Origin of the sequence: Virgibacillus halotolerans (assembly GCF_016908515.1) — a bacterium.
GTDB classification, from domain to species: Bacteria; Bacillota; Bacilli; order Bacillales; family Amphibacillaceae; genus Virgibacillus_M; species Virgibacillus_M halotolerans.
Window position 1 is genome coordinate 836,097 of the sequence record NZ_JAFBEA010000001.1, and the last position, 16,251, is coordinate 852,347.

Genomic DNA, 16,251 nt, shown 5'->3' on the forward strand with positions numbered 1-16,251 from the left:
TGTTTTTGACACAAATCTAAAGCGCGACATAAGAGCCGGTTGTTTCCCGCTGCGGATCGTTGCTTTCCGCGGGCACGGCCTCAGCCTCCTTGCCCCGACAAGGGGTATGACGACGTTGGCCGCAAAGGCCGTTTTTAGTCGGCCTTCATCCCCAGCTCTGCGGGGTCTTCGGACACGTGCTGTTCCCGCTGGAGTCAACGATCCTCCGCTCCCTACAACCATCATAATAGTTTAAAGCAAGCTAATATTGTACTATTGTCAACCAACGTGTTAGCGGAGGTAATACATGCAGACTCCTGCGAGAAAGCGTAATGTATTTTCTGTAGCGGTAGTATATGTTATATCCCAGTTCATATCAAATGCGAAGATTAAAAAGAACAAATCTCATGAAGAAAACATTACTTTTCTATTAGTTCTTTTGTATCTTCTAAACGAACAGATACTAAGCGTGACACACCTGATTCCTGCATGGTCACACCATAGAGTACATCCGCTTCTTCCATCGTACCCTTTCGGTGGGTAATTACAATAAATTGTGTGTCTGCACTATAAAGTTTGACATATTTAGCAAATCTGGACACATTCGCTTCATCCAATGCCGCTTCCACTTCATCCAAGACACAGAAGGGCACAGGGCGCACGCGTAGGATAGCAAATAATAATGCAATCGCCGTAAGCGCACGTTCACCGCCAGATAAAAGTCCGAGATGCTGCAGTTTTTTACCAGGCGGCTGGGCAATAATCTCAACGCCTGTATCCAGAAGGTTTTTTGGATCTGTTAATTTTAGTTCGGCATGTCCACCAGCAAATAATTGTTGAAACACGACTCCGAATTCTGCTTTAATTTGTGTAAATGTCTGGTCGAAGCGTTCCATCATTTCCTCATCCATTTCAGCAATTACAGCATACAGTGTCTGTTTCGCTTCCACTAAATCTGTCTTTTGTTCTGTTATAAATGTATACCGCTCTGAAATACGTTCATATTCCTCAATAGCACCTAAATTTACGGTCCCCAAGTGTTCAATCTGCTTTTGGAGCTCATGAACCGTTGCCTGAGCTTCTTCCATATCCGCTGCCTTTTCATAGGTTTGTCGCGCTTTTTCAAATGTGATCGTATACTCCGTTTGCAAATGGGTCAAGCGATTTTCCAGCTTTACATCCAGCCTGTTGGATTGCACTTCTTTTTGTTGAATCGCTTCGACAAAAGTTTGATGCTGTTTGTTTTTTTCCTTGAGCTCTCTTTCCGCATCCTGAACATTTTGTGTGCGTTCAGATCGATTGGCTCGTTTTTGTTGAATTTGTTGTGTCAATGTATCTTTTTCTTCCGTCTTCACTTGGATCATTTCGTCAATTTCTTCTTCCGTTTCATCGCCATTTTCTATTCCTAGCAGTTCTTTCAGTTCTGCTGCATATCCGTCATATAGTTCCTGCATTTCCTGGAGCTGCACTTGCACGTTATTTGTTTTTTCCTGTTGACTTTTCAAGCGCTCTTCCTGCTCAGCAAGCAATACCTGGTTATCATGGAATGTTTGCCTGTGCTGTTCCTGATTCTCCAGGAAGGTTTCTTCTCGCTTAGATAAGGTGTCAATTTGTTCCTTCGTTTGCTTAATTTGTTGTTTTAATGTATTCAGTTCTTTCGTCAGCTGTTCATCCCTACTTTGCAGTTCTTTTTCTTCTAGGGTATATTGCTGATTATCCTGATCATATATGGCAAGACTGTCATTTAATGATGTTTTTTGCATTTCTAAAGATTTTAATTCCGATTGCAGTTCCTGGACTAATTGTTGCTCAGATGTCATTTTTTCTTCGTCTTCTTCTAACTTTTTTTCCATTTGTGCGATTTGCTGCTTCTGCTCATCCACTTTTTGCTCGAATGTTCTCGTTTTCTTCGCAAATACATTCATTTTTTCTGTAATTGCCTCTAAATCTTTCTCTCGCGTAAATAAAGATTGATTTGTTTTCTTCTGTGCTCCTCCAGACATCGATCCCCCTGGATTCACGACATCCCCGTCAAGTGTAACGATACGATAGCGCCTAAACACAAGCTTAGCCATGTCATTCGCATCTTTTAACGTTCTGGCAATGATAACATGCCCCATTAAATGGTTCACTGCTTTTTGATAGGTCGTATTCGTTGTCACTAAGCGAGAGGCAACCCCTACAAACCCAGGATGATCTACTATTTTAGATTGGACATCTTGTGTAATATAGCGTTCTTGAATGGATCCAAGTGGTAGAAAGGTTGCGCGTCCTTGATTAGACTGTTTCAACCAAGTAATTGCCTTGCGGGCTGCTTGGTCGTCATCCACGACGATGTGCTGTGCTTGTCCACCAAGCACAGTCTCGATTGCTGTAATATACTGGTTAGGAACATCGATTAATTCAATCACAGCACCGTGGATATGCGTCAACTTTTGTTCATCCCTGGCTTTTAATACTGCTTTTACACCATGGAAAAAACCTTGAAAATCCTCTTTCATTTCTTCAAGCATTTCTTTTCTTGATTTGATTTTCTCCATATACTGATAGCCTTGATATAGTTTTGTTTGTGATTCCTGGAAAACATCCCTTTTGGCCTGTAAATCCATTTTCAACTGTTGAATAGCCGCAATTTTCTCCTGATACAACCTTCCCTCTGTTTGTACCTTCGATTCTTGCTGTTGAATGGTTGCCGTTAACGATTCTCTTTCCATCACCATATCCTGATATTTCATGGTTTGTTTATCTTTTTTTCCAGTTATTTGTTCGATACGTTGACTAACTGATTTTTTTTCATTTCTTTTTGCTGCCTGGTTATTTAGGTATTCGATATAGTCCGATTTTAATTCCTCAATTTGCACAGCTATATTTTCTTGATTTCCCGCTAATTGTTTTTCTAATTCTTGCACAAGATTTTTTGTCTTTTGTCTTGTGGCCTGCAGTTGGCTTAAAAGCTTTTTTTCTTTTACTACTTCATCATGTAAATCACCGATCCGGACAGCCGTTTCCTGCTTTTGTATTTCCAGTTTTTGCTTGTTTTCCTGCAGATGTTTGGATCGTTCATTTAAAAGATGTCTTTTCCCTGCGACCTTTTCCAATTCCTGTGTGCTGGTGAGAAGCGTTGTTTGTAGTGCTTCGATGTCCTCATCCAATTGCGCTATGTCATGCCGCTCTTTTTCCAGTACTGCTTCTTTCTGCTGAATTTCTGTTTTTACCGTTATTTCTTTTGTTTTCTCATTTTCTAATTCGGTTACTAAGGCTTGCCACTTTTCATGCAACGCCTCAATTTCACCAATAAGAAAAGCGATCTCTTTCTGTTTCAGGTTTTCTTTCAGCTTTATATACTTTTCAGCCGTTTCAGCTTGCTGCTGTAATGGGTCAATTTGTTGTTCAATTTCGTAGACGATATCTTCTACACGATTAAGATTCTCCTGTGTTTCCGCTAATTTATATTCTGCTTTCTTTTTTCTTTGTTTATATTTCAAAACACCCGCAGCTTCTTCAAAAATCGTCCGTCTTTCTTCTGCTTTTGAGCTTAGGATTTCCTCCACTTTCCCTTGGCTAATAATAGAAAATGCTTCCCGACCAAGCCCTGAATCCATAAATAGATCAATGATATCCTTTAAGCGGCAGGATTGTTTATTAAGATAAAATTCACTGTCACCAGAACGATACACCCTTCTGGTTACACTGACTTCTTCATAATCAATTGGCAGTTGCTTATCCTGGTTATCAAGCACTAATGTCACTTCTGCCACATTAAGCGCCTTTCTTGTATCACTGCCTTGGAATATAATGTCTTCCATTTTGGAGCCACGTAATGATTTAGCTGACTGCTCACCAAGCACCCAGCGTATTGCATCGGTTATATTACTTTTCCCACTACCATTTGGACCTACCACTGCTGTTACACCTGGTACAAACTCCACACTAATCCGTTCAGCAAATGATTTAAAGCCCACGCTTTCTAACCGTTTTAAATACATATACATTCTCCTACCAGAAAAAGAACTATTCCATATTCTATCTTTCTCTTCATAAAATTCACCATTCAATTATTTGGCTTTTTACCGCATCTATTTTATCATAAATATAGTATCATAAGAAGTATGAAACTGATACATAGATATTGCTTTTGCTGTTAAATCAAAATGAAAGAGGTGTTAACATGACTTTAGAGGTTCCGTCCAATGAAAATCTGAAAGTGCTATTGAATGAACTAGCAACACGTTTAAAAGTTGCTAATCGCGGTCTGCTTGATCCGGAAGATTATAATCTCGATAAGTATGAGGATTTAAAGTTTATGTATGATATGGTGGTGCAAAGAGGGCAGCTTAGTGCATCTGAAACACAAGCTTTTATTGATGAATTGCGTGCAGTTAGAAAAAATTAAGTACTTTAAGTGGAAAAGGCTGTTATTGACAGCCTTTTCTGTGTTAAGAAAGATAATTATCCAACGCTGCTTTAGCTGCACGTTGCTCCGCTTCTTTCTTTGTCCGACCAATCCCCATGCCACGTTCTTCATCTTTCACCAGCACCTGTGCAACAAATTCTTTGTTATGGGATGGGCCCTTTTCTTCCACAATATTATAATCAATTGTTTGACCCTTTTCCTTCTGGACCAACTCTTGTAGTTGGCTTTTATAATCCATCGCATGCGAAAAAGCACCAGCATTTATTTTCGGAAAAACATGATCTTCAAGAAACTTTAATGCTACTTCAAAGCCTTGATCTAAATATAGTGCGCCCAGAAACGCTTCAAATACATCTGCCAGTAAAGCAGAACGATCCCGTCCACCGGTTTGCTCTTCCCCTCTCCCCAGCAATATATAATTACCGAAGTTTAATTCACGGGCAAAATGAAACAGCGATGGTTCACAAACGATCGATGCACGTAATTTAGTCATCTCCCCTTCAGGCATTGACTTTTTCTCACGATATAAATATTGGGAGACACCCAATTCCAGGACTGCATCTCCCAAGAATTCCAATCGCTCGTTATCCAAAAATATGTCTTTGCGATGCTCATTCACATAGGATGAATGGGTAAAAGCTTGTTTCAACAAGGCATGATCCTTAAAGCTAATAGACAGCTGCTTTTCTAACTGTGCAATATTCATTCTACATGCCACCTCTAGTATAATTATGCGGAAAGTCCCGCATCATTTGCGAGACTTCCTATTACATCAAACTATTGTACACTGTTAATGTAATCAACTGCATCACCAACAGTACTTAATTTTTCTGCTTCTTCATCAGCAATTTCCATGTCAAATTCATCTTCAAGTTCCATAATAAGCTCAACCACATCTAACGAATCTGCTTCAAGGTCGTCTTTAAAAGATGCTTCCATTGTTACTTTTTCTTGCTCAACGTCAAGATGATCAACAATAAGTGCTTTTACACGATCAAAAATCTCATCCACTACATTTCACCTCCCTTCAATAGAACCGGTCGCTTAAGTTTTTGGTATTACATCACCATACCACCGTCAATATGTATCGTTTGACCGGTGATATAGCTTGCATCATCCGAGGCTAGAAAACGGACTACATTTGCTACTTCTTGAGGTGTCCCAAGTTTAGCAAGTGGAATCATTGCCAACATACCTGCCCGCTGTTCTTCCGTTAATTGATCTGTCATATCTGTTGAAATAAAACCTGGTGCCACTGCATTCACATAAATATTACGCGATGCCAGCTCTTTTGCAGTTGTTTTCGTTAATCCGATAACACCTGCTTTGGCCGCAGCATAATTGGCTTGACCCGGATTACCGGTCACGCCAACAACCGAGGCAACATTGATAATTTTACCGGATTTTTGTTTCATCATTTGTCTGGTCACTGCTTTTGTACAAACAAAGACACCTTTCAGATTGGTGTTAATAACTTGATCAAATTCTGCTTCTTTCATACGCATCAATAAATTATCTTTCGTTACACCGGCATTATTTACTAATATATCCAAGGAACCAAATTTGCTGGTTACTGCTTTAACCATCTCTTTTACATCGGATTCGTTTGCTACATCCGCCTGGACTTTAAAGGATTTCAAGCCCATTTGCTCAATCTCCTGAACAACTGCTTCTGCCCTTGCTTCGCTACCCGCATAATTAACGGCAACGTTTGCTCCTTGTCTTGCCAATTCAATTGCAATAGCCCGGCCGATTCCACGTGATGCTCCGGTTACTAATGCATTTTTACCTTGTAATATCATGTCACGTCCCCCTCCTTGTACCATGAGATAAATTCATTCATGGAGGCTATATCCTGTACAGCGAAGGATTTAACATTCCGATCAATCTTTTTCACTAATCCGCTCAACACCTTACCATTTCCTATTTCAACGAAGGCATCAACATCTTGATCCATCATATGGCGGATCGATGCTTCAAACTGGACCGGCGAGTAAAGTTGTTTAACTAACAATTCCTCGATATCTTCCCGTTTGGTTACTGGATTTGCTGAAACGTTTGCGTAGACAGGAATCGTTGCATCCTGAATACCTGCTTCTTTTAAATACGCTGCAAAAGCTGTATTTGCCGGTTCCATTAATCTAGAATGAAATGGTCCGCTTACGTTTAAAGGAAGCACACGCTTTGCTCCGTGTTCCTTTAAGATAGCAGATGCTTGTTCCATTCCCTTTTTTGATCCGGAAATAACAATTTGTCCAGGACAATTTATATTGGCCTTATCCACTATCTCATCTTTAACTTCTGCCAGCGCTTTGTCGATATCTGCTTCAGACATGCCTAGTACGGCCGCCATCGTCCCTTGTCCTTCAGGAAAAGCATCTTCCATTAATTTTCCACGGGTAGCAACAAGTGGTAATGCCTGATCCAGGGAAAGCGCTCCAGCCGCAACAAGGGCGCTGTATTCACCCAGACTATGTCCGATAGCCATCACAGGTTTGATTTGCTCTGCAGAAAGTAAATGATTTATAACGATACTTGAAAGCAATAAAGCTGGCTGTGCATTTTCAGTAGCTGTCAGCAGCTCTTTCGGTCCTTCAAGCATAATTTCAGTTAGGTTTTTCCCTAATAAGCGGTCCGCTTCTTCAAACTGCTGTTTAACTGCTGGGAAACTTTCGTAAAATTCCTGGGCCATACCGACCTTTTGCGAGCCTTGGCCAGGAAACATGAATGCTACGCGTTTCATTCCTTTTCCTCCTTCTCCTGTTCCATAGATCCGATGGTCGATTTAATTGTTTCAGTCACCTGATATTCTACCATATGACCCGCTTGCTTGATTGCATTTAGAATGGCTCTTCCATTTGACGAACCATGCGCCTTAATCACTGGTGCTGCAAGACCAAACAATCCCGCTCCACCATACTCGGAATAATCCAGCTTACTTTGTAGTCCTTTCAAATCATTTTTCACCATGCCTGCTGCAATTTTCGTTTTCATCGACGACATAAATGTCTCCTTTAACATGGAAAACATCGTCATCGCTGTACCTTCGATTGTTTTTAATACTACGTTTCCACTAAACCCATCGGTAACAACCACATCCGCAGCACCATTTAAAATTTCACGTGCTTCAACATTGCCGATAAAATTTATTGGTGCATCTTTCATCAATTGAAACGCTTTTTTTGTCAGATCGTTCCCTTTACCATCTTCCGTCCCTACATTCAATAGACCAATAGTAGGCTTTTCAATACCTCTTACTTTATTTGTATAGATGGATCCCATGATCGCATATTGCAGCAAATGCTGTGGCTTTGCATCCACGTTTGCTCCAACATCCAATAATAAAAAGCCATTCCCATCTATCGTAGGTAATGTTGGGCTTAAGGCCGGTCGATCAATGCCCGGAATCCGTCCAACAACAAACAATCCGGCACTCATCAATGCACCAGTATTACCTGCAGAAATACAAGCGTCAGCGCGACCCACTTTTACTTCCTTCGCCATTAATACAAGAGAAGCATTCTTTTTGCGGCGTACAGCTCGTACTGGCTCATCCTCACTGGTAATGACTTCTTCTGTATGAATGATATCAATGTTTGTCGTATTTGTTAACAACGGATTTATTTTCTTTTCATCACCAATTAATGTTATATGTAAATCATCTATTTGGGAAACAGCGTCCATCACACCTAAAACAATTTCGTCAGGCGCATGGTCACCCCCCATAGCGTCAATAGCTATTCTCATTGTTTTTTTCCCCTTTTTCGTTCGATTGGAACATGTGGAAATGTCCTGCAAATACTTTTTCATTATCTACAAAACTTTGCACATTTACAATGGTTAACCCTTTTTCATCTTTTCCCTCCACCGTTGCTTTGGCAACCACACGTTCACCTTGTTTTACCTGACGGGTAAATTTAAGTTCGGTGTTAGCAGTAAGGGCCAGTTCATCATTGATAACAGCAACCGCAAGTGAATTTGCCTGGGCAAACAGGTGGTGACCACGGGCTATTTTATTTCGGGAAAACACAAGATCAGCGTCAATATCCAATATGGAAATTGCACGCTTGTCTAACTCTAAATCAATAATTTCGCCAAACACTTCTTCTAATGGTAAAGCTTTCACGGTTTCATTCCACTGGTTTGTAGCAACCGATTTAATTCTTTCCCTTAATTCTGGAATCGAAAGCTCCAAGCGATCCAGACGAATCGTTTGAATACTAACCATAAATTTATCCGCGAGTGCTTCATCCGTAATAAAAGGTGTCTTCTCAATTGTGTCCTTTAATAATTGCTGCCGTTCTGTTTTTGTTTTTCTCATATGGCACCATCCACAATCATTCACTATTATATATACAATCTTTATGACTTGGTACTAATGGTAATATATAATACCAAATAAAATTATGCAAGGGATGTTTTCAATCCAATTTACTTTTTAAAAACGCATCGTTTTCCAAATACTGTTTGAGTGGATAAAAAGCGGCGTCATTTTCCAGTTTATTTGTCTCAATAATCTCTTGTGCATCTTTACGGGCAGTTTCCAATGCACGGTAATCATGTATCATATCCGCAACTTTAAATTCCGGGATGCCGCTTTGTTTCTTACCAAAAAAATCACCCGGTCCCCTTAATTTCAAATCTTGTTCCGATAGTTCAAAGCCATTTGTTGTTTCAGTCATAATTCGCATGCGTTCTTTACCAACTTCACCCTTTGGATCGGCAATTAAAATGCAGTAACTCTGTTTTTCGCCTCTCCCGACTCGTCCCCTTAATTGATGTAGTTGGGATAAACCGAACCGTTCCGCATCATAAATGACCATGATTGTTGCATTCGGGACGTTTACACCGACCTCTACAACCGTTGTAGAAACAAGAACTTGGATCTCATTTGCCGCAAACTGTTTCATGATCTCGTCTTTTTCATTGGCAGGCAGTCTGCCATGCATAAGCCCGACCTTTGTGCCCGGCGGATAAAACTCCTGTAGTTGTTGGTGCAAATCAACCGCATTTTGGATATCCAGTTTATCCGATTCCTCGATTAACGGACAAATAACATAAGCCTGCTCCCCAAGTGAAATTTGTTTTTCGATAAAGCGCAATACCCTTTCAAATGTATTCTCTCTCGTCCAAAAGGTTTCAATTTCCTTTCTTCCCATTGGCATTTCATCAATAACGGATACATCCATATCGCCAAAGGCGGTGATTGCTAATGTTCGGGGAATTGGAGTTGCTGTCATGAACAACACATCCGGATGAAGCCCTTTGTCTCTTAAAGAACGCCGCTGTTCCACACCAAAACGATGTTGCTCATCGACAATCGCAAAACCTAAATCATCAAAGGTTACATCATCCTGTATTAGTGCATGTGTACCAACAACAATGTGAATATCGTGGTTTTTAATTGCAGCTGTGAGCATTTTTCTTTTTTTACCCTTTACCGATCCAGTCAGTAATGCAATATTAGCATGTTCTCCGAATAATGCTGTGAGCGATTGATAATGCTGCTCCGCCAATATTTCTGTTGGCACCATCAATGCCCCTTGTTTACCCGCAGTAATTGCCGCATATAAGGCAACTGCGGCGACAGCCGTTTTACCTGAACCGACATCTCCTTGTAGTAATCGATTCATTCGATACGGTGATTTCAGGTCGGATAAAATTTGATTTAATGACTTTTGCTGTGCAGCTGTTAATGCAAAGGGAAACAGCTCGATAAAATGCTGTACTTTTGCAGGATCATAGTGCTGTGCATTACCCGTTGTAGCCTCTCGTTTTATCTTGCGCAACAACTGCATTTTAAGCTGGAATAATAAAAATTCTTCATATGTAAACCTGCGCCTGGCATGTTTTAATGCGATACGATTCGTGGGAAAGTGCATTGTTTGTGTGCCATCTTTTCGATTCGGCAGTTTATATGCTTCTAGATAGCGCTGCGGAAGCAGTTCAACAATTTCATCACCGTATTCCTCAACAGCATGCTTTATTATTTTCCTTAATTTGTAATTGGTAACATCGCCTTTAACTGAATAAATAGGCTGAATTTCTGATTGTGTATCAGCAGGTCCCAGTTTATATTTGCTCACTGTGATTTGGAGCCGATGCATATCCCACTTACCCGTTAACGTTATCGTGTCACCAGCTTGGATTTGCTTTTTGGCAAAGGCTCGATTAAACATCACCGCTTTAACTGCGATATTTTCAACTTCAATCGTAAATGACAGCCGCGATTTTCGCTTACCAAAAAAAGTGAGAGCGGGATCATGTACAACCCTTCCCTCAATCGTTACTTTATCTTCATGAATTAATTCGCTAAGCGGTTTAATTTCCATCACATCATATCGGTAGGGAAAATAATTTAACAGATCATTCACTGTTAAAATAGGAAAGATTGCTAAATCCTCAGCAAATTTTTCTCCTACACCTTTTACTTTTACAACCGGGTCACTTAGCACGTTTATCACTCTTTCTTATAAAGGTCATATTTATACTGACATACCAAATATTTTTTCTTTAAGCAGTCGCCCTGTCGGCGTGTCTGCTAATCCGCCTTCTCCTGTTTCCCGTAATGTGGACGGCATTGTTTTACCGATTCGGTACATAGCTCCAATCACTTCATCACACGGAATCCGACTGGTAACCCCAGCTAAAGCCATATCTGCGGATACGATCGCAAGCGACGAACCACCTGCATTGCGTTTCACACAAGGTACTTCGACCAAACCTGCTACCGGGTCACAAACCAACCCTAGCATATTTTTTAATGTCATGGCAAAGGCTTCCGCTGATTGTTGTGGTGTACCTCCCGCCATCTCGACGATAGCCGCTGACGCCATTGCACCCGCAGAACCAACTTCCGCCTGGCAACCACCTGCTGCACCAGATATGAATGCATTATTCGCAACAACAAATCCAAAAGCACCAGATGTGAACAAATAACGAATCATTTGATCGCGTGTTGGATTCAATTGATTTTTAACAGCGAATAGTGTTCCCGGGACACATCCTGCGCTTCCAGCTGTCGGCGTTGCGCAAATTGTACCCATTGCGGCATTTACTTCATTTGTTCCCATTGCTTTGCTCACGGCATCCATCATTAAATTCCCTGAAAGCGGTGTCTTTTCTTTCATATACTTCTGAATTAAAACCGCATCCCCACCTGTTAATCCTGTAACAGATTCGACACCTTTTAAGGAATCTTCGATCGCTTGTTCCATCACGTTCAGATTCTTTTCCATTTCCGTATATACTGCTTTACGCGTTTTTTCCGTCACATCCATTTCCTGACGGATCATGACTTCAGAAATTAATATATTTTCTTTCTCGGCTTGTTCAACCAGTTCTGCTACATTTCTAAACATAGGACATGCTCCTTTTCGTTTGACTAGCTTACGATTTTTGAAATTTGAATGATATGCTCCGCATTGTCTAATTCGTGCAATACACGATCATCCACATTCTGATCTACTTCAATAACCATCAATGCTTCTTTTCCAACATCTTTTCGATTAACTTCCATATGACCAATATTAACCTCGTGCTTCGCAAGAATCTTCGTTACAGAGGCAATGGCACCAAACCGGTCATTATGCATAATAAGAATCGCTGGATGATTGCCGGACAATCTTAAAGCAAACCCATTTAATTCCGTGATTTCAACTTTTCCTCCGCCAATTGAAATGCCAATGAGTTCAATTTCATCCTGATCATTCCCAATTACCAGCCTTGCTGTATTCGGATGATCCACGGCCGAACTATCTTCAATAAATTCAACTTTCATATTTTTTTCCTTTGCTATTTCCAGTGCTTTACTCATCCTTGTATCGTCTGTCTCAAATCCTAGTAAACCGCCTACCAGAGCAAAATCAGTACCATGACCTTTATATGTTTTGGCAAAGGATTCATATAAATAAATCCGTGCCCATGTTGGTTCTTCTCCAAATAGATTACGAGCCGCTTTACCTATTCTTGCCGCACCCGCTGTATGTGAACTTGATGGTCCTATCATCACCGGACCAATAATATCAAAAACTGAATTAAATTTCATTTATGATCACCTCTTCGTTCCCCACTATTTTACATACCATAGTAAATTATAACAAAGATGTCCGCATTCGTCAGTTTATCATACCGCTTCGCATCACATTCTGAATAACTTCGAGATGAAATGAAAAGCAGCATCCCTTCCTAAGAAAGGGATGCTGCTTTTGCACTGTTTTACTTTATTCTACAGATAAAATATACGCATAGACAGGCTGATTGCCATTATGAACCTCTACTTCCATTTCTTCATACGTTGCTTCAATATAGCTTACTAGCGCATCCATTTCCTCGTCTGTAACATCTTCCCCTTGTAAAATGGTTATGATCTCATCATCATCTGTAATCATTTCTTTTAACAATAATTTCACTGTTTCTGCTTTATCCTGATCAGTCGCTTTAATTTCGCCATCTGCAATCCCCATAAAGTGGCCATTTTCAATCGTGATCCCATCAATTTTTGTATTACGGACGGCATAGGTAACTTGTCCAGTCTTCACTTGTTTTCTGGCATCATCCATCATTTCCTTGTTTGCTTGTATTTCAGCCTCTGGGTGAAATGCAAGCAATGCACTGATCCCCTGTGGAATCGTTTGTGTGGGAACAACTTCTACATCCTGTTCTGCCAGATCGGCAGCCTGCTCCGCAGCCATAATAATGTTTTTATTGTTAGGTAAAATCAAGACTTTTTCGGCATGTGCCTCTGTAATCGCATCCGTAATGTCTTTCGTACTTGGATTCATTGTCTGTCCACCTTCAATAACGACCGTAGCACCAAGGCTTTCCAGAAGTGCTGTTAAACCTTTTCCCATTGCCACTGTGACAATTGCATATGCAGACTTTTCTTTAGGCGCTTGCTTATTTTCTTTTTCCCCAACAATTGCCCGATGCTGCTCACGCATGTTTTCTATTTTCATATTGATGAGACTGCCATAACGCTGACCCAGTGTCATACATGTCCCTGGGTATTCCGCATGAATATGTACTTTAATAATATCTTCATCTGATACAACTAATAACGAATCACCATGTTCACTAAGTTCATTTCGGAAATCTTCCTCATTAAACGGGTGCTCCGCAATTTTATCCGGTTCAAATTTGACCATGAACTCTGTGCAATAGCCATATTTAATTTCCGACGTATCCATAAAGTCCTGCGTTGCTTTATGATGCTCAGCATTGATCATTTCGTCCATATCAATATCTGACGCGTCTACCGGAAGATCTTCACCTTTTAGTGCAGCTACAAATCCTTCATAAATTGTAACAAGACCTTGTCCGCCGGAGTCAACAACACCAACTTCTTTCAAAACAGGTAACAGATCAGGTGTACGTTTTAAAGAAGCCTTCGCTTCCTCCAACACCATTTCCATTAAAACGATTACATCCGTTTCCTTTTTTGCGGTTGTTACCGCTTGATTTGCTGCATCTTTAGCGACTGTTAAAATTGTACCTTCCACAGGTTTCATTACAGCTTTATACGCCATCTTCACACCACTTTCAAAGGCGTCTGCCAAATCATTTGTGGTAAGTGATTCTTTTTTATCCATACCTTTCGCAAATCCACGGAAAATTTGCGACAAAATAACACCAGAGTTACCTCTGGCTCCCATTAACAATCCTTTTGCGAAAGCCTCTGCTATTTCAGATACATGATTAACATCCTTTTTTTTAACTTCATTCGCACCAGATGTCATTGATAAATTCATATTTGTTCCGGTATCACCATCAGGCACCGGAAAAACATTTAGTGCATCTATTTTGTTTGCGTTGTTTGATAAATGATGGGCGCCAAATCGTACCATTTGTGCGAAAGTAACGCCATCTAACTTTTGAATCGTCACAATACTTCCTCCTCTACAGAAAACAAATGAGCAACGTCTAATCCTTTGCTACACGAACTCCTTGAATGTATATATTTACTGAATCAATAGATAACCCTAGTGATTGATTTAAGGTATATTTAACTTGAGATTGTACATTATGTGCTACTTCAGAAATTTTCGTACCATAACTTACAATAATATACATATCAATATGCAGACGCTCCTCTTCCTGACGAACGATAACACCTCTGGAGAAATTTTCTTTTCTAAGAATTTCAGCAATCCCGTCTTTTATTTGACTTTTGGACGCCATTCCAACAATCCCATAACATTCTATTGCTGCTCCACCGGCAATTGTTGAAATAACTTCATTTGTGATTGTTACTTGACCATCATTTGTATTAAGTTCAATGGACATTCATAATCCTCCTTAAATACCTGTTCAATATATATGCATATTCTACTACATACTAACTTAATTTAAAAGTACTGTACACACTTACATGCAATTTTCCCCCTATTACATTGAACGACTCCACCCGGACTGTCAAGCTATTATCTTTCAGATATGGAAAAGATTTATTGCATTCTTGCTGTACATGTGATAAATTAATGAAGTATTAATATGACACATGTTAGAGTAGGAGGGATTAACATGGCTAGAAAATGTGTTGTTACCGGACGTCAAACCCGCACGGGAAATCAACGTTCTCACGCTATGAATTCCAACAAGCGAAATTGGAAAGCTAATGTACAAAGAGTACGAATCATGGTTGATGGCAAACCTAAACGTGTATACGTTTCTGCGCGTGCCCTAAAATCAGGTAAAGTGCAACGCGTATAAAGAAGACTTGGTTCAGATGACGTTGTGACAAATGTCTTTGGTGGGACGAACCCACGGTGCAGTCCCAGGACGCAGCGCTGAACCTTAGTCACACTTATTTCGAAGTTTGGTGGCACATATTCCCCCGTTTCTACAAGCGGGTGTTTAGTAACGCCGCGGAGATAATATACCAGGGTAGTACACATAACATTAGTAATAGTAAGCAAAAAGCACCCAAATCGGGTGCTTTTTTACATTATGATCGGGGAATATAGCGGTAAATAAGTGCGTTTCTACGGTTCGTTTTGTTTTAGCAAGCCTTTATGACGAAAGTCTTAGCCTGCGCTTATGCAGAAAGAAATAGGCATATACTTTCTTTCTGCCAAAATAAACGAATTATTTTTCCTTTTTAAATGCACCAATTACAACCCTTACAAATCCACCGATAAATCTCGGGAGTTTAATAGTATAAAACTTCATGAGTGCACCCTCCTCTACTTACAAACAAGACTTACTTTGGAATCGCATCACGACTCTTTAATACTAATAATATGCCTTCTTCATACGAAAAAGTACCATTATTTAAAAGAAGCTTGTTTGATATGCAGCGGGTGGAGCCCCAGGAAATATTTTCTTTTTCCAACGGGTAATAAAAACCACTTAATGTCAGTGCTTTTACTTGTTGTGTAAAGGGAATAAATGAAATGTTTGGATACACCTCATTATGGTTAATCGTATGGACCCCAGGCATTGTCATTTCAATCAGGTTAGATTGATCAATCACGATCCCTCTTCCCCCTTTTTTAATGATAGAAAACAACAGCTGTATATTTACAAGTTCATGATCCAATCTGCCACCAGTTACACCAAATAAATAGATAGTAGATGGTTGCAGCATATATGCTACGGAAAGTGCTATTTCCAGATCGGTTTCATTCTTTTCTACTGGATACTTCTTAAAGTATACTGCTTTACGTTGTATAAATGACTGTTCTTGTTCATTAATGGAATCAAAATCTCCTACTGCATATTCAATAGGTATGTTATTTTCTGCTAAAGTTAATGCGCCGCGGTCAGCCCCAATCCAAATATCTATTTCTTCCATAAATAGCTGGTAATCAGGGTGTAGCTCCAAAGGACCGTTGCCCACAATTCCTATCGTTTTCATG

The 16,251-nt window shown here is 40.1% G+C and carries 16 protein-coding genes; 2 read left to right on the forward strand and 14 right to left on the reverse strand.

The window, feature by feature from the left end:
• Positions 1 to 398: 398 nt before the first annotated feature.
• The gene (gene smc / locus JOC34_RS04795) at positions 399 to 3,965 is read right to left on the reverse strand and encodes a chromosome segregation protein SMC (protein ID WP_205135565.1); all 3,567 of its coding nucleotides are present in this window, start codon (positions 3,963 to 3,965) and stop codon (positions 399 to 401) included.
• A 182-nt stretch (positions 3,966 to 4,147) separates the two neighbouring features.
• Here smc and JOC34_RS04800 point away from each other — a divergent pair, with 182 nt between their 5' ends.
• Positions 4,148 to 4,372, forward strand: a complete 225-nt coding sequence (locus JOC34_RS04800) for a DUF1128 domain-containing protein (RefSeq protein WP_205135566.1) — start codon at positions 4,148 to 4,150, stop codon at positions 4,370 to 4,372.
• Positions 4,373 to 4,415: 43 nt separating this feature from the next.
• On the opposite strand, the gene rnc is transcribed toward JOC34_RS04800, so the two are convergent.
• From rnc to JOC34_RS04855, 11 genes are all read right to left on the reverse strand, one after another.
• On the reverse strand, positions 4,416 to 5,099 hold the full coding sequence (rnc, locus tag JOC34_RS04805) for a ribonuclease III (RefSeq protein WP_205135567.1): 684 nt from the start codon (positions 5,097 to 5,099) through the stop codon (positions 4,416 to 4,418).
• A gap of 71 nt (positions 5,100 to 5,170) precedes the next feature.
• Complete coding sequence (gene acpP, locus JOC34_RS04810) at positions 5,171 to 5,404, reverse strand: acyl carrier protein (protein WP_205135568.1); 234 nt, start codon at positions 5,402 to 5,404, stop codon at positions 5,171 to 5,173.
• A 47-nt stretch (positions 5,405 to 5,451) separates the two neighbouring features.
• Positions 5,452 to 6,192, reverse strand: coding sequence for a 3-oxoacyl-[acyl-carrier-protein] reductase (fabG, locus tag JOC34_RS04815; RefSeq protein WP_205135927.1), 741 nt, complete (start codon positions 6,190 to 6,192; stop codon positions 5,452 to 5,454).
• Positions 6,192 to 7,136, reverse strand: a complete 945-nt coding sequence (gene fabD / locus JOC34_RS04820; RefSeq protein WP_205135569.1) for an ACP S-malonyltransferase — start codon at positions 7,134 to 7,136, stop codon at positions 6,192 to 6,194. Before fabD ends, fabG begins: the two co-directional genes overlap by 1 nt.
• Positions 7,133 to 8,140, reverse strand: a complete 1,008-nt coding sequence (plsX, locus tag JOC34_RS04825; protein ID WP_205135570.1) for a phosphate acyltransferase PlsX — start codon at positions 8,138 to 8,140, stop codon at positions 7,133 to 7,135. Before plsX ends, fabD begins: the two co-directional genes overlap by 4 nt.
• Entirely contained in the window at positions 8,124 to 8,714 is a 591-nt protein-coding gene (fapR, locus tag JOC34_RS04830; protein ID WP_205135571.1) for a transcription factor FapR, read from the reverse strand. The genes plsX and fapR overlap by 17 nt, the downstream gene beginning before the upstream one ends.
• A 100-nt stretch (positions 8,715 to 8,814) precedes the next feature.
• Positions 8,815 to 10,848, reverse strand: coding sequence for an ATP-dependent DNA helicase RecG (gene recG, locus JOC34_RS04835; protein WP_205135572.1), 2,034 nt, complete (start codon positions 10,846 to 10,848; stop codon positions 8,815 to 8,817).
• Positions 10,849 to 10,878: 30 nt separating this feature from the next.
• Positions 10,879 to 11,754, reverse strand: coding sequence for an L-serine ammonia-lyase, iron-sulfur-dependent, subunit alpha (sdaAA, locus tag JOC34_RS04840; RefSeq protein ID WP_205135573.1), 876 nt, complete (start codon positions 11,752 to 11,754; stop codon positions 10,879 to 10,881).
• Between the two features lie 23 nt (positions 11,755 to 11,777).
• Positions 11,778 to 12,440, reverse strand: coding sequence for an L-serine ammonia-lyase, iron-sulfur-dependent subunit beta (gene sdaAB, locus JOC34_RS04845; RefSeq protein WP_205135574.1), 663 nt, complete (start codon positions 12,438 to 12,440; stop codon positions 11,778 to 11,780).
• 175 nt (positions 12,441 to 12,615) lie between these two features.
• Complete coding sequence (locus JOC34_RS04850) at positions 12,616 to 14,277, reverse strand: DAK2 domain-containing protein (protein ID WP_205135575.1); 1,662 nt, start codon at positions 14,275 to 14,277, stop codon at positions 12,616 to 12,618.
• A gap of 37 nt (positions 14,278 to 14,314) precedes the next feature.
• The gene (locus JOC34_RS04855; RefSeq protein ID WP_205135576.1) at positions 14,315 to 14,677 is read right to left on the reverse strand and encodes an Asp23/Gls24 family envelope stress response protein; all 363 of its coding nucleotides are present in this window, start codon (positions 14,675 to 14,677) and stop codon (positions 14,315 to 14,317) included.
• 237 nt (positions 14,678 to 14,914) lie between these two features.
• Here JOC34_RS04855 and rpmB point away from each other — a divergent pair, with 237 nt between their 5' ends.
• Positions 14,915 to 15,103 (forward strand): 50S ribosomal protein L28, encoded by a 189-nt coding sequence (gene rpmB, locus JOC34_RS04860; RefSeq protein ID WP_205135577.1) that lies wholly within the window; start codon positions 14,915 to 14,917, stop codon positions 15,101 to 15,103.
• 375 nt (positions 15,104 to 15,478) lie between these two features.
• Here the strand turns inward: rpmB and spoVM are convergent, their stop codons facing one another.
• Both spoVM and JOC34_RS04870 read right to left on the reverse strand, forming a co-directional pair.
• Positions 15,479 to 15,562: a stage V sporulation protein SpoVM gene (gene spoVM / locus JOC34_RS04865; protein WP_205135928.1), complete on the reverse strand. Its 84-nt coding sequence runs from the start codon at positions 15,560 to 15,562 to the stop codon at positions 15,479 to 15,481.
• 31 nt (positions 15,563 to 15,593) lie between these two features.
• Positions 15,594 to 16,250 carry a thiamine diphosphokinase gene (locus JOC34_RS04870; RefSeq protein ID WP_205135578.1) on the reverse strand — a complete coding sequence of 219 codons (657 nt, stop codon included), beginning with the start codon at positions 16,248 to 16,250 and terminating at the stop codon, positions 15,594 to 15,596.
• Between the last annotated feature and the right edge of the window lies 1 nt (position 16,251).